The organism is Celerinatantimonas sediminis (assembly GCF_046054195.1).
Classification (GTDB): domain Bacteria; phylum Pseudomonadota; class Gammaproteobacteria; order Enterobacterales; family Celerinatantimonadaceae; genus Celerinatantimonas.
Genome location: NZ_JBEQCS010000002.1, coordinates 450,172 through 464,752 on the forward strand (window position 1 = coordinate 450,172; position 14,581 = coordinate 464,752).

At 43.6% G+C, this 14,581-nt stretch carries 8 protein-coding genes; 4 read left to right on the plus strand and 4 right to left on the minus strand.

Annotated elements, in window-relative coordinates; translation table 11 throughout:
* Positions 1-48: 48 nt before the first annotated feature.
* Together ABTQ23_RS04615 and ABTQ23_RS04620 are read left to right on the plus strand one after the other, a co-directional pair.
* Positions 49-1,275: an HlyD family secretion protein gene (locus ABTQ23_RS04615; protein WP_408614458.1), complete on the plus strand. Its 1,227-nt coding sequence runs from the start codon at positions 49-51 to the stop codon at positions 1,273-1,275.
* The gene (locus ABTQ23_RS04620; protein WP_408614459.1) at positions 1,268-2,773 is read left to right on the plus strand and encodes a DHA2 family efflux MFS transporter permease subunit; all 1,506 of its coding nucleotides are present in this window, start codon (positions 1,268-1,270) and stop codon (positions 2,771-2,773) included. Before ABTQ23_RS04615 ends, ABTQ23_RS04620 begins: the two co-directional genes overlap by 8 nt.
* A gap of 118 nt (positions 2,774-2,891) precedes the next feature.
* Here ABTQ23_RS04620 and ABTQ23_RS04625 read toward each other — a convergent pair whose 3' ends face one another.
* Positions 2,892-3,770 (minus strand): SDR family oxidoreductase, encoded by an 879-nt coding sequence (locus tag ABTQ23_RS04625; RefSeq protein WP_408614460.1) that lies wholly within the window; start codon positions 3,768-3,770, stop codon positions 2,892-2,894.
* 125 nt (positions 3,771-3,895) lie between these two features.
* Between ABTQ23_RS04625 and ABTQ23_RS04630 the strand changes: the two genes are divergently transcribed.
* Positions 3,896-4,717, plus strand: coding sequence for a helix-turn-helix transcriptional regulator (locus ABTQ23_RS04630; RefSeq protein ID WP_408614461.1), 822 nt, complete (start codon positions 3,896-3,898; stop codon positions 4,715-4,717).
* Positions 4,718-4,836: 119 nt separating this feature from the next.
* Here ABTQ23_RS04630 and ABTQ23_RS04635 read toward each other — a convergent pair whose 3' ends face one another.
* Positions 4,837-7,857, minus strand: a complete 3,021-nt coding sequence (locus ABTQ23_RS04635) for a DUF748 domain-containing protein (protein ID WP_408614462.1) — start codon at positions 7,855-7,857, stop codon at positions 4,837-4,839.
* A 926-nt stretch (positions 7,858-8,783) separates the two neighbouring features.
* Positions 8,784-10,508: a ubiquinone-dependent pyruvate dehydrogenase gene (poxB, locus tag ABTQ23_RS04640; RefSeq protein WP_408614463.1), complete on the minus strand. Its 1,725-nt coding sequence runs from the start codon at positions 10,506-10,508 to the stop codon at positions 8,784-8,786.
* Between the two features lie 487 nt (positions 10,509-10,995).
* On the opposite strand from poxB, the gene ABTQ23_RS04645 reads away from it, so the two are divergent.
* Entirely contained in the window at positions 10,996-12,162 is a 1,167-nt protein-coding gene (locus tag ABTQ23_RS04645) for a nucleotide sugar dehydrogenase (protein ID WP_408614464.1), read from the plus strand.
* Positions 12,163-12,478: 316 nt separating this feature from the next.
* Here ABTQ23_RS04645 and ABTQ23_RS04650 read toward each other — a convergent pair whose 3' ends face one another.
* Positions 12,479-14,566 (minus strand): YjbH domain-containing protein, encoded by a 2,088-nt coding sequence (locus ABTQ23_RS04650; protein WP_408614465.1) that lies wholly within the window; start codon positions 14,564-14,566, stop codon positions 12,479-12,481.
* Positions 14,567-14,581: the final 15 nt, after the last annotated feature.

Here is a 14,581-nt window from a genome sequence, read left to right on the forward strand (position 1 = left end):
TTAGGCAACGCATTGTTATCTCTTTGATATTTTAACGGTCACCGAATTATGGCTAACTCGACTGAACAAGAAAACGCAGTTGCACCGCACCCATCCAATCGCTCTAGAAAACGCAAACGCCTGTTACTCATGTTGTTAACTGTCGTCATCATCGTAGCTGCAGGCGCTTTTGGTTATTACGAAGTTTATGGTCGTTATTACGAATCGACTGATGATGCCTATGTGAATGGCAATCTAAATGATATTTCACCACGAATCAGTGGCACAGTTACTCAGGTTTATGCTGAAGATGGCGACTTGGTTAAAAAAGGCCAGCCATTAGTCACGCTAGATGATAACCAAACAACTATTGCATTAAATAATGCTGAAGCGAATTTAGCCAATGTTGTTCGACAGACCCGCGGCCTATACAGCGACATCACCAACTATCGAGCTCAGGTTAAAGTCAAAGAAGTTAGCTACCAACAAGCATTAGCTGATTACAAACGCCGGCAAAAACTAGCTCATAAAGGCGCTATCTCTGTTGAAGAGCTTAACCATTACCGCGATGCACTCACGTCGGCACAAAATGAGCTTATTGCCATTAAACAGACGTTAAAATCGAAACTGGCAATGACAGAAGGCGTGCCGATTGCCAAACATCCGGCGATAAAAAGCGCAATTGCTGCGGTTCAGCAAGCTTATTTAAATCAAATTCACACCTCGATTAAAGCACCTGTTGATGGTTATATTGCCCAACGTGAAGCACAGGTCGGTGAACAGGTTACATCATCTACAAAATTGATGGTGGTTGTGCCGCTGCACCAAGTATGGATTGATGCCAACTTTAAAGAAAATCAGCTCAGAGAGATGCGCCTTGGACAAAGCGTTGATGTCACCACCGATCTCTATGGCGATGATGTGCACTACAGTGGCCATATCGAAAGCCTTGGTATTGGTACAGGCAGCGCCTTTGCTCTGTTACCTGCGCAAAATGCGACCGGTAACTGGATTAAAATTGTCCAGCGTCTACCTGTTCGCATTGCGCTAGATAGCCAAAATTTAGATAAATATCCGCTTCGAATTGGTCTGTCGAGTTATGTCAGCGTGCATCTAACAGATAACAGCGGCCCACTGCTCTCAGAACAACCGTTAAGCAAACCGCGCTTTAGTACCGACATTTATAACAACCAGTTGGAATCAGCCCATCATTTGATTGCCAAAATTCTGACCACTAACGGTATTGATGCAGAACAGGCTCTTACCGCAGTCACGGATACCAATCATTATGAATAATGACCAATTTCGCCCACAGAACCTAGTTCTGGCGACAATTGGTCTATGTTTGGCAACATTCATGCAGGTATTGGACACCACCATTGCGAATGTTGCCTTGCCAACGATTGCCGGAAACATGGGGGTTTCATCCGATCAAGGTAACTGGGTGATTACCTCATTTGCCGTCTGCAATGCTATCGCCCTGCCCTTAACCGGATGGGTCGCCAGAACCGTTGGCGAAACAAAGCTGTTTTTAGGCTCTGTGGTATTGTTCGCGGTCAGCTCATTTATGTGTGGGACTGCACACTCGATGAGTGAGCTTATCTTTTATCGAGCTGTACAAGGTTTTTGCTCAGGGCCATTGTTCCCTATGGCACAAACCTTAATGATGGCGATATTCCCAAGGGATAAACGAACCATCGCTCTGGCCATTATCTCGATGGTTACCGTGGTAGCTCCTATTGTTGGGCCAATTACCGGCGGCTGGATCACTGATAATTACTCTTGGCGCTGGATTTTTTACATCAACGTCCCTATTGCCGTTATCGCCACAATGGCCGTTTATGTGCAGCTTAAAGATCGCCCCGAAAAGACCGTAAAAACACCAGTGGATTATGTGGGACTTGGCCTATTAGTGGTTGGGGTTGGTGCTTTGCAAGTGATGCTGGATAAAGGGAATAACCTCGACTGGTTTGCTTCGCACTTTATTGTAGCCTTGACCGCTATTGCAATTATCGCCCTCGTCGCCTTTGTGATCTGGGAGATTACCGCCGAGCACCCCATCGTTAATTTGGGGCTGTTTAAAGACAGAAACTTTGCGGTAGGAACGATCGCGCTGGTATTTGGATATTCCGCCTTTTTTGCCATCAACCTTATTTTGCCTCAATGGCTTGAACAAAATATGGGCTACACAGCTGTTTGGGCAGGACTTGCCGCAGCACCGATGGGAATTATTCCGCTTTTAACATCGGCAGCAGTAGGCAAATATGCACCTAAATTTGATATGCGCATGTTAGTGACTATCTCATTTATTGCGATTAGTTCATCGTGCTTCATACGAGCAAGCTTTAATACCGATGTCAGCTTTTTCTACGTTGCGTTAGTGCAAGGCTATATGGGCGTTGGTGTGGTGCTCTTCTTTATGCCACTGACAACGATTTTATTGTCTAACTTAAAAAATAGTGATTTGGCTGAAGGGGCTGGATTAGCAACCTTTTTAAGGGTATTAGGCAGTGGCTTTGCATCATCATTAAGCGTCTGGATTTGGGATCGCCGCGAGGTATTTCATTATGCACAGCTAAATGAACATGTGAGCGCGTATAACCCCAATACTCAAAGCTTTTTAGGTCAGCTCGGCGGTTTTACGCACAGCGCTATGGCACAGGTCAGTAGTTTAATTGAAACCCAGGCAATGATGATGTCAACCATCGATTATTTCACCTTTTTAGGGTGGTTGTTCATTGCCTTGTTAGCCATCATCTGGTTTACCAAGCCACCATTTTTCAGAGCTCATTAATAAAAAGCCCGGCATATGCTCAGCCGGGCTATATCCATTCAATAACAATCGTAGCCTGGATGAAGCGCAGCGCAATCCGGGAACATTTTCTAAACAACCACCAATCCTCTGGATTTACTTACTCGATAATCGCGCCAGCAATATCGTCAAATAAGCTCGGACCAACGGGCTGCCAATGCAATTTGTCTTTGCTCCACTGACCATCAAGCGTTAAATCGCTTTTAAAAAGCTCGCTCATCGGACCAAAAAACTGGCTCACTTCTTCATCGGCAATTTGTTCCACAGGTAAATCAAGCCGCTTGCCAATAGCTTGGGCGATGTCATAAAAAGGGAGATCATTTTCCGCCACCGCCATATATTTATAACCGCGTTGACCATTTTCTAATGCCAATCGATAGGCTCTTGCAACATCAGAGCGATGAGTTGCGGCCCAGAAATTTTGCCCATCACCAATAAAACCGACTTTGCCCTTTTGCTGAGCAATATTAATCAACCAGCTAATCAGCCCAAATCGATGTGTATCGTGAATTTGAGGAAGGCCAACAATCGTACTGTTTACACCATCTTTAGCGATGGCTAGCGCTGATTTATCAGATGCAACTCGAGGGTTATGAGCAACGGCGCCATTTTTAGGGAAATTAGTCTCTTCACCACTGTAAAAACATCCTGAAGTGACAATCAAACGTTTTTCTGTACCTTTTAAGGCCTGACCAAAATATTGAATCAGCTGATTATCATCTTCACAATTTTGCAAAAAGGTCGAAAAATCATGGTTAAATGCCAGGTGAATGACTGCATCCGCCTGTTGGGCAGCCTCAACAAGTTGCGCTCTTTGCTGTAAATCGCCCCAAATCGGTGTTGCCCCCATTTTTTTAAGGAGCTGCTCACCTTGCTCGGAGCGAGTTAACCCTAGGACCTCATAGTCATGCTCAATTAACTCTTTAACCACACTCTGGCCAATAAACCCGGTGGCGCCCGTTACAAATACTTGTGTCATCACATTCCCCTTTGAGTTAAATCGAAGTGCTCTGCGTTGGTGACATGCAGTTATTTCATTGTATTCGGCCTATCGGTTGGTTAAAGTAGTGAACGTATCAGGGTATAAGCACTAATAGGATAAGAATGAAGTCAAAAGCTGCAACTCATCTTGGCACGTTCTTAAAAGAGGCCCGAGAGCGGTTAGATCCTCAAATGTTGGGTTATTCCATGACTCGCCGCCGAACGCCAGGGCTGCGCCGTGAAGAAATAGCGCAACGCGCCAATATCAGTGTGACATGGTATACATGGCTAGAACAAGGCCGTGGAGGCACACCTTCCGCCGAGGTATTAAATCGTATAGCCAAGGCGTTAGAGCTTTCAGCCCAGCAAACCGAATATCTATTTTTAACCACATTGGGGCGATCGCCACAAATTCAGTATCAATTAAAAGAAGAAGTCACACCGCGCCTGCAGCATATTTTGGATGGATTAAATCCCAATATTGCGCTAATCCGTAATCTCACTTGGGATGTCTTGGCTTGGAACCGAGCGGCTGCGATGATCTTAACCGACTATTCGCTGTTACCTGAGCATGAGCGCAATGTGATGCGGCTGTTTTTTATGTCGCCTGAAACCCGCCAACACAATCTAGAATGGCAAAATAACGCTCAATTATTAATTAGCTCCTTTCGTGCTGACATTGCCAGAATTGGAGATAATGCAAAAACGACCGAGCTCATTAACGAGCTGTACGCCAATAGCGAAGTCTTTGCTTATTATTGGGATAACCATGAGATAAGTGACAATCAGATTGATATCAAACGATTGCAAAAGCCAGGGGCTGATGAATTTCGTCTTGCCTATTCATCGTTTAATGTTTCTGACAGCCCTGAGCTTAATTTAATGGTATTCACCCCAGTCGATGAACATGACAAAGAAGTAATAGAACAATTAATGTCATTTTGATTGGCTCTCATCTATGACAATGAAATACCAACAAATCCCGGCATCCGCTTCGCTCCTACCGGGCCACATAAAACAACCAACCGTAGCCCGGATGCAGCGCAGCGTAATCCGGGATCATCTTATTCAGTAATCTCTAATTTAACCTGCGTACTATCGGTTTTTAACTCCGCTTTACTATTGCGTAAGAATATCCGCTCAGGGTCAATTTTATCTTTATTGACTAAATACGCTTTCACCTGCTGAGCACGCATCTGTGCTAAGTTTTGCAACTGACTTTTTTCTATCTGCTGCGCCTTAATTAATTGGTTATACATACTAATGTGCACTGCCGTGGTTAACTGTTCAGCCGATGGTTCTTTGCCATTTTGCTGAGCTTTTAACTGCGTAGCCATAGTCTCGCGAGCTTGTTTAACCGATTGTTTTAATTGCGAGACATAAAGCTTATCCAATGCATCGACCAATGGACCTTGTAACGGGAATTGGCTGGCACTTAAATCTTCAGGTAATTTTTCTTGACCACTTATTTTAAGCAACTGCTGTTTGAGCTTAAATTCACTCATTGCATTTGCATCTTGAGCCAAATTAACACTGCCACGGACATTCACTTTTAATTTAGGTCGTTTATTTAATGCCTGAGCTAACTTATCCAGACGTTGCTGCTCGCTTTTTTCAAGCGTTGCCAGCCCCGGTTCAAAGGCCACATAGTTTAGCTGTTGATCGCTGCCCACTAATTTCGCCAACAGAGAAAACGGCGACATAACCGCTTTGGTAATTACATTTTTTATCGCGGCCCAAATAATGCTTCCCACACCAAAAGATGGATCGTTAACGTCTCCTGAAACCTGCACACCTAAATCGATGACACCATGACGGTCTTGGAGCAACGCAATTGCCAGCTTGATTGGCAAATTCAGTGCTTGCGAGGAGTTGCTCGCTTTACCAAGCTGCAGCTGATTAATCACAATATGGTTTTTACCTAATAACTGGCTGTCTTTGAGCTGATAATTTAGCCCTAAATTCAACTGCCCTTTATCAATGTAATATCCGGCATAGGTCCCTGAATAAGGGCTTACCGAAACCAGTTCGACATTTTTAAAGTTCAAATCAAGGTTCAGATAAGGTTGAGACAAAAGAGGGTTTACTTCACCACGCAAAGTCACCGGAGCATATTGGTCAATAGCACCTTTTAGATTAACCTTTGCAACCGTGCCAGGTTTTGACGATAGATGCGAAATATCACCATTTAGCGATTCAATCCCCGATGCAAAATTTGGTGTAATCGACTGATCAGCGAAAAATGCACTGCCCTGATTGAGGCTAATCTTTCCAATATTGATTTTAAGTGGATTTGCCGCAGGTTTCGCTGCTGCAGTTTGTTTAGGTTTTTGCGCTTTACTCGCCTCTTGTTTAGTCGCTTGAGAACTCACCATAAGATGGCTTAGATTCGTTTGCCGTTTAGGCGTGACAATCACGCGAAAGAATGGCTTGGTGAATTGAATCTGTTTAATATCTAGCAAATTCTGAATTTGAGAAAAATGAATCGAGTGAATCGCCATTTTTTGCCATTTTAAAAGAGGCTGATTGGTGACATCATCTTTCACATTCAGTTGGTTAAGCGCGATATTTCCTCGATAATCCAATTGCTGTTTCGGGCTAAAGCTAATCTTAGCATTACTTGATAACTTGCCACTATTAAGCTCAATATTCACATAAGGTGCTAGATAGGCGCGAAGTGATGTCAAATCAAAATCACTTACGTTTAATTTAGCGCTAACATTTTGGCTCCCCGGGATAATTTCGCCAGTGCTCGTTAACTGCCCGGCACTTTTATTCGTTTTGCCCATAATAGCTAAACTGAGCTGGTAGGAAATACTCTGACTGAGATCGCTTGATAACTGCCCAGTTTTAAGCGCAATTTGATTTATATTCCACCGAGTCCCATTGCCAAAATCATCATCAATAAACTGAACAGAACCATCATCTAGCCCAAATTCACCAATAGATGCCTGCCAAGGCGACTGTGATTTGCCTTGAGTCGGAGTGGTTGAGGAAGAAGCAGATGCTGGAAATTTTGGCGTAAACAAACTGGCCAAATCAACACTGCTATTTTTAAGCGTCGCCTCTATGTGAGGTTTGCTTAAAATAACTTTGCCAATACTTGCACTTTTATCAGCGCTGGTGGCATTCATCTGTGAAAGCTTAAGATGCGCTACAGACACTTTGGGCTGAGAGTTATCGAGCCATTGCAAATCATTTAAAGCAAACGAGCCATCGTTAAGCTGCCATTGCAGGCCATCTTTTTTAAGCGCTAGAGCAAAAGGAAGTTTTGTGGTTAACGTTCCTTTGGCAAGTTTTGCCTGAATGTAGGGTTGAATCAGTTGCCAAAGCGGGGTTAGAGCTAAGTTTTGCACACTAAACTGGCCCGAGGTTTTAAAAGGCAATAATTGCAATTGCCCGGTTAGGCGCACTTTTCCTTGTTGTTGGCCAGTAAAGTTAAAATCGAATCCATTTTGCGGTTTATCCGCTTTATTCGATTTGATTAAAGCCCGTGTGTCAAAATGATTTAACTTAAAATGAAGCTTTTGATAATCCAAATGAGCGCCAGTGACTAAATCACTAAAAGCAAGCTGACCATTCAATAGGCTGATTTGACCAATGCGCAAAGCAACCATTTGAGCATTATCAGCTTTTGCTTCAGGTTGTTTTTGTGAAGCACTTTGAGCAAACTGCGCAAGAATGTCCTGAAAACTCAGTGAACCATCTTTGTGCCGAGAGAACATCACATCCGGCGAATCGATACTGATATGAGAAAGGGTTGGGGTAAAGGTAAACAGGCTTTGCCAAAAATTGATCTCAACTTCTAGCCGTTTTAAGGCAAACAGCTGCTTTGAGTTATCCGCTTTAGCGATATTTAAATTATCAACTCGAGCACGCAGTAAAAATGGGTTAATGCTAACCTTTTCAACAGTCACCTTTCGCCCCAACATCGTTTTCAGCGATGTTGGCAATTTAGATTGAATGACATAGGGAGCCACCAGCCCGACGAGGATCAGATACAACACATACAACGTAACAACATACAATGAGATTTTTAGCCAGGTGGGGAAACTTTTAAAGTTTTTATACGCTGATTTAAACATGCCATACCATCCCTGCTCGATGAATATAATAATTTTATCAAAAAATTAGCAGGTTAATCGGTCATGATAGAACTTTTTGCTGGTGGATTTTATCCCCTAATGGATTACGACATAGGCTTGGGGAAATTAGCAATCTTCCGGATACAACACACATAAACCATCGTAGCCCGGATGAAGCACAGCGTAATCCGGGAAATTCTTAAATCAACACACAAATCCCGGCATCCACTTTGCTCCTGCCAGGCTACATAAAACAACCATCCGTAGCCCGTGTGAAATGAAATGGAACCTGGGGAATTCTCAAACCAACGCACCATCCCCGGCATCCGCTTCGTTTCTACCAGGCTACAAAAACAAATCCCTCGTAGCCCGGGTGGAATGCAATGGAACCCGGGGATTCTCAAACCGACGCACTATCCCGACATCCACTTCGCTCCTACCGGGCTACCTAAACAAATAACATCCGTAGCCTGGGTGAAATGAAATGGAACCCGGGAATTCTTAAACCAAACGCACCTTCCCGGCATCCGCTTCGCTCCTGCCGGGCTACCTAAACAAATAACATCCGTAGCCTGGGTGAAATGAAATGGAACCCGGGGAATCCTTAAACTAACGCACTATCCTGGCATCCACTTCGCTCCTGCCAGGCTACAAAAACAAATAATTCGTAGCCTGGGTGAAATGAAATGGAACCCGGGAATTCTTAAACCAAACGCACCATCCCGGCATCCGCTTCGCGCCTACCGGACTACATAAAACAACCATCCGTAGCCCGGGTGAAATGAAATGGAACCCGGGAAATTATCAAACCGATGCGCTATCCCGGCATCCGCTTCGCTTCTACCGGGCTACAAATTTAAAATCTATGGTCTCGAAAAACAAAAAAGGCCGCATAAGCGACCTTTTTAATATTGCAATCAATAAACTTACCGCAGCCAGTTGGTTTTACCCAACTCAACTAATTCACTGCCATCGCCATTAAGCACTGCTTTCATCATATAGATGCTAAAGCCTTTAGCGTGCTCAAATTTCACTTTAGGTGGCATTGCCAATTCTTGTTTAGCGGTACGAACAGCTAATAAGAATGGACCTTTACTACTCATCATCTGATCGACTGCCGCAGGCAAATCACTTGGATCAGTAACTGAAGCACTTTCGATATTCAATGATTTAGCAATATCACCAAAATCGGGGTTATCAAGGTCAGTATGACGAGAATAAAAGCCGCTTGCTTTCATTTCCATCGCCACAAAACCCAGTGAATGGTTATCATAAACCACAATTTTAATTGGCAGGTTCAGCTGTTTAACGGTGAGCAGATCACCCATCAACATGCTTAAACCACCGTCGCCACACATCGCGATAACTTGGCGGTTACGATCCATCCCCTGTGCACCAATTGATTGTGCCAGTGAGTTTGCCATTGAACCGTGGTTGAATGAGCCAAGAATGCGACGTTTACCATTCATTTCAAGATAACGAGCCGCCCAAACGGTTGGCGTACCAACATCACAGGTAAATACGGCATCATCGCTGGCTTTTTCACTTAACAGACGAGTTAAGTACTGCGGATGAATCACACCTTTTTTGGTAGTTTCATTAGCCAGTTTATCAAGGCCTTTACGTGCTTCATGATAATGAGCCAGTGCTTTATCTAAGAAACGGCGATCTTCGCGAACCTGTAGCATTGGAGTCAGTTTATTAAGGGTCTCTTTAACGTCCCCAACTAATCCATAATCAATCTGAGTATGAGCACCCAAAGCACCCGATTTAATATCGAGCTGAATGACAGTTGCGTCATCTGGGTAGAAATTACGATATGGGAAGGCACTTCCTAAAATAACCAAGGTTGACGCATTTTCCATCGCGTGATAACCCGATGAGAAACCAATCAACCCAGTCATACCGACATCATATGGGTTATCGTATTCAATAAACTCTTTACCGCGCATTGCATGCACAATAGGCGCTTTTAAAGTTTCAGCAAATTTAACCACTTCATCATGTGCGCCTTTACAGCCAGCCCCGCACAACAAAGTGATATTGTTAGCGCTATTTAAAACATCGGCTACTTCTTTTAAAGAGTCATCAGATGGCGTTAAAACAGGTAATTTAGGAGTACGCCATTTAACTTTAGCTGTTTCAGGAATAGGTTGCAGAGCGACATCACCTGGGAGCACAATCACAGCGACATCTTGTTCTAAGATGGCTTTGCGCATCGCGATTTCCAAAACATATGGCATCTGTTCTGGAGTGCTAATCAGCTCACAGTAAACGCTGCACTCTTTGAAAAGTTCTTGTGGATGAGTTTCCTGAAAATAATTGGAACCAATTTCCGGAGATGGAATATGGCTGGCGATAGCAAGCGTTGGCACATGGCTACGATGGCAGTCAAACAGACCATTCATCAAATGCATGTTACCTGGCCCACAAGAGCCTGCACACACTACTAAATTGCCGTCTAATTGTCCTTCAGCACCCGATGCAAAGGCCGCGACTTCTTCGTGGCGAGTTGGCATCCATTCAATTTCTTTACGGCGCTGTAAACTGTCACTTAGACCATTTAATGAGTCTCCAGTGACCCCCCAAATCCGTTTAATGCCTGCTTGTGTAAGCACTTCGGCGATGTAATCGGCAATACTTTGTTTCATTGCGATCCTCTTTGTCGATGTATAGGGAAAACTATGTCACACCAGTCGGGAGAGAACCCTCAATCGCAGAACGCTGACGATAGTATCGATACTATCTTTAGAGCATGTTGACTTAAAAATTAGTAAACTGAATAAATTGAATCAGTTAGCGTAAACACGCTCTAACGTTAAGCCCTGGCCAATCGCGCAGGATTAGGTCGCATCTCAGTAGTAACCTACTGAATGCTGGCCCAATTCACAGGAGTCAGGTAGACGCCAGTGTACTGTGCCGGTGTTGATGCGCTAATCATATCATTAGTGTGATCTAGATCAAACTATTAATTACTCTAACTAAATAGTAATCACTTGAATCTAGTGACAGTTTAGGTATTTTTGATAGAAATGACAGATTCAGCCACATCAGTCGATTATACTCCCCAATACTTTAGATGTGGGCTATCATCGTTGATGATTTTAAATAAGTACAATCAATAACAAGAGTTTATTTATGAAAATTGCGATTGCGGGAACCGGTTACGTCGGTTTATCCAATGCCATGCTATTGGCACAGCATCATCAGGTTGTTGCAGTTGATATTATTAAAGAAAAAGTAGAACTGCTCAATCAGGGCAAATCACCCATTGTTGATAAAGAAATTTCAGAATTTTTAACCAATAAAGAGTTGAACTTCACCGCGACACTTGATGCCAACGAAGCGTATCGCGATGCGGAATATGTCATTATTGCCACCCCAACTGATTATGACCCTGATACCCACTATTTTAATACCAGCTCGATTGAATCAGTTATTAAGCAAGTATTAGCGATTAATCCCACTGCGGTCATGGTGATTAAATCAACGATTCCAGTAGGTTATACCGAAGAGATTAAACAGCAGTTTAATTGCGACAATATTATTTTTTCACCCGAGTTCTTACGCGAAGGCAAAGCGCTCTACGATAATTTATATCCATCACGCATTATCGTCGGTGAGCAAAGCAAGCGGGCGCAAGTATTTGCTAATTTGCTAGTCGAAGGTGCTCGCAAAGAAGATATTTCGGTATTGTTTACTGACCCCACTGAAGCAGAGGCGATTAAACTGTTTGCCAATACTTATTTAGCGATGCGAGTAGCCTACTTTAATGAACTTGATACCTACGCGCTTAGTAAAGGGCTGAACCCTAAACAGATTATTGAAGGGGTTGGCTTAGATCCGCGTATCGGCAGCCACTATAACAACCCATCATTTGGTTACGGTGGATATTGTTTGCCAAAAGACACCAAACAGTTATTGGCTAACTACAGCGAAGTGCCAAATAATCTGATCCGCGCCATTGTTGATGCAAACACCACACGCAAAGATTTTATCGCCGATTCAGTTATCGAACGCAGTCCAAGCGTGGTTGGTGTGTATCGGTTGATTATGAAATCCGGCTCTGACAATTTTCGTGCATCAGCCATGCAAGGCGTTATGAAACGCATCAAAGCCAAGGGCATTGAAGTGATTGTGTATGAACCTGTTTTAAAAGATGATGAGTTTTTTAACTCAAAAGTGATTCGCAATTTAGATGAATTTAAAGCCCAAAGCGATGTGATCATCAGCAACCGAATGAGCGATGAGCTTAAAGACGTTGCCGAAAAAGTATATACCCGAGATTTGTTTGGAGCAGATTAACTGAGCGCATCTCCCGGCATCCACTTCGCTCCTACCGGGCTACAAAACAAATATCTCGTAGCCCGGGTGGAATGAAATGGAACCCGGGAATTCTTAAACCAAACGTACCATCCCGGCATCCGCTTCGCTCCTACCGGGCTACAAAACAAATATCTCGTAGCCCGGGTGGAATGAAATGGAACCACGGGGAATTCTTAAATTAACGTACAATCCCCGGCATCCGCTGCGCTCCTACCGGGCTACATAACAGGTTGGAACCTGATACAAAAAAGGCCCTTAATAAAGGGCCTTTTGGTCAAATCAAATTTACTATTGATTAATAATCACGAGCTTGAACTTCATTAAAACCACGTTGCTCTGTGACATCATACAGATGATATTTACGAGTCAGTTTCTGACCGCCATCACGTGTTAATGGTGTCCAACCAACGGTACCGCGATTCACTGTTGAAGTTGTTGTGATTTGATCGAATGGGAAGGAGATATAAACCCCTTTGGTAAAGCTCCCTTCACCGTAATCTTCACTACTTACATCCGTGATTGTTGCATAAGCCCCCATAATGAAGCCATTTGAGAACTCACGGCTCACGGTGAGCGTTGCACCTTTATCTTTTGCCAGATAACGGCCAATATCTAACTCGGCAGTGATGCCATTCCACGGCATTTGATAATAAATATTCAGATGCCCGGTCACAGTATGGTAATCTCTAAAGCCAAAACGCTCATCAAAATTACGCTGTTTTACGGCGTTAACGTTCGCGCCTACAGCCCAACGGCTCCCCAGTGGCCGATACAGCATTTCGCCACCTACACCACCATACATATACTCAAGATAACCACCATAAACTTCGGTATACAAATTGGTTGTTGGATGACCAAACCAAGTGGCTTGCAAGTCGTTTACACCAAAGTTAGACGTTGTTAGATACTCACGAATATAGGTACGAACTCGCGGCAAGTTACTTGGCGCATCATATGTAAATTTATCATAGTTGTTAAACATGTTGGCAGAGATTGAACCGCTCAAGCTAAAGTTATCAGTAAGCTGCAGATTAGCGCCACCTTTTAAGATTACTTGATAAAGATAGAAACCATCTGGCCCACCGATGCTTTGGTTAAGCCCAGGCGTTAGTGAAAAGCTTAAAGGCTGATAACCTTGGTGCCAAACTTGTTTACCTTGAATGGGGTCTGCGTTGTCAACATACGCAAGTTCTGGGCGCTTGTTAAAATCATAATCGTAATCATGGATTTGTTTAAACCGATCTCGGCTGATTCGAGTTTCAGTAATATCCTGCCCCTGATTTTGTTCAATCACTCGGAACTGGCGAGTCTGCTCATCTGTTGCATTATAGGCAATTGCGGCGGTGCGCTCATCGGCTTTGCGCCGGTCACGGTATTTGGTTTGACTGCCCACAACCGTAAGGCCATGTTTGCTCTTATAAATAGCTTTCGGGCTTAAACCTGCATTGTCTGATAACTCTTTAGCAACTTTGTCCCAATCTGTTTCGCCAGGTTGAGTTGCAGCTGTTTTAAGTGGCTCTGGCGCAGGGTCATGTTTTAACTCAACTATATCTTTAGTGACATTTGTATGCAGCGTAACACCGAATGATAAGGTGTTTCCTCGCTCGTATCCAAGCTGCAAATTCATATAGCGAGTCGCTTGTAAATTTAGGCCATAGTTAATCCGCGAAGACTGTGGTTGATTATTACTTTTAGGCTCATGCTGGTAGTTGTTACCATCTAACTCAACTTTAAGAGTTAAAGGCTGCCAAGGAGTTTGATATTCCACACCACCAAAAATAGCGGCTTTTTCACCACTAAAAAAGTCGCCAAAATTGACTTTACCAGTATCTTCTGAAGACGAACGAGAGCAGAATTTATCAGAAAAATGACACGCTGGGTTTGAAATATCGCCAGCACTGCCCATATAGCCCCATGCCATTCCTAGTGTAATGTCAAATGGTCCGACTCGCTTCGTCGCATTAATAAATTCTGACGAAAATAACCCAGTCCCACCTAAATCTCGTAGCCCTACGGCAATATCAGGGGTGTAATAGCCCTCTTTCCAAAGGCGAAATTTAACATCGACCCCTTTATCTTTATAGTGCTGGTCACCTGATAACGAAGTTGAACCATATAAACGGTTGGTAATATTGACGTAGCGAATAGATGCATTTAACCAAGGCAGAGGTTGTAAGTTCACTGCACCAAAAATATATGGGTCAATCCGCGTATAATTAAAGCTTACGTCGCCATCCGGGGCCATTCGCGCACTGGGCATCTGCATAAGGCCAATTGAGCCAAAATCGTTTCGCGAAGAGGTAACAGGGTCAGTCCATCCGGCATAAGCCCAGGCACTTGGAAGCAGCAATCCAGCTGCTAAACATACTTTATATAACTGCATAGCTAATTAACCGGG

Bases quoted from the DNA above. Each gene is read 5' to 3' on its own strand.
- ABTQ23_RS04650 (WP_408614465.1), bottom strand. From the start codon at position 14,566: ATGCAGTTATATAAAGTATGTTTAGCAGCTGGATTGCTGCTTCCAAGT.
- ABTQ23_RS04620 (WP_408614459.1), top strand. From the start codon at position 1,268: ATGAATAATGACCAATTTCGCCCACAGAACCTAGTTCTGGCGACAATT.
- ABTQ23_RS04645 (WP_408614464.1), top strand. From the start codon at position 10,996: ATGAAAATTGCGATTGCGGGAACCGGTTACGTCGGTTTATCCAATGCC.
- ABTQ23_RS04630 (WP_408614461.1), top strand. From the start codon at position 3,896: ATGAAGTCAAAAGCTGCAACTCATCTTGGCACGTTCTTAAAAGAGGCC.
- ABTQ23_RS04625 (WP_408614460.1), bottom strand. From the start codon at position 3,770: ATGACACAAGTATTTGTAACGGGCGCCACCGGGTTTATTGGCCAGAGT.
- ABTQ23_RS04615 (WP_408614458.1), top strand. From the start codon at position 49: ATGGCTAACTCGACTGAACAAGAAAACGCAGTTGCACCGCACCCATCC.
- poxB (WP_408614463.1), bottom strand. From the start codon at position 10,508: ATGAAACAAAGTATTGCCGATTACATCGCCGAAGTGCTTACACAAGCA.
- ABTQ23_RS04635 (WP_408614462.1), bottom strand. From the start codon at position 7,857: ATGTTTAAATCAGCGTATAAAAACTTTAAAAGTTTCCCCACCTGGCTA.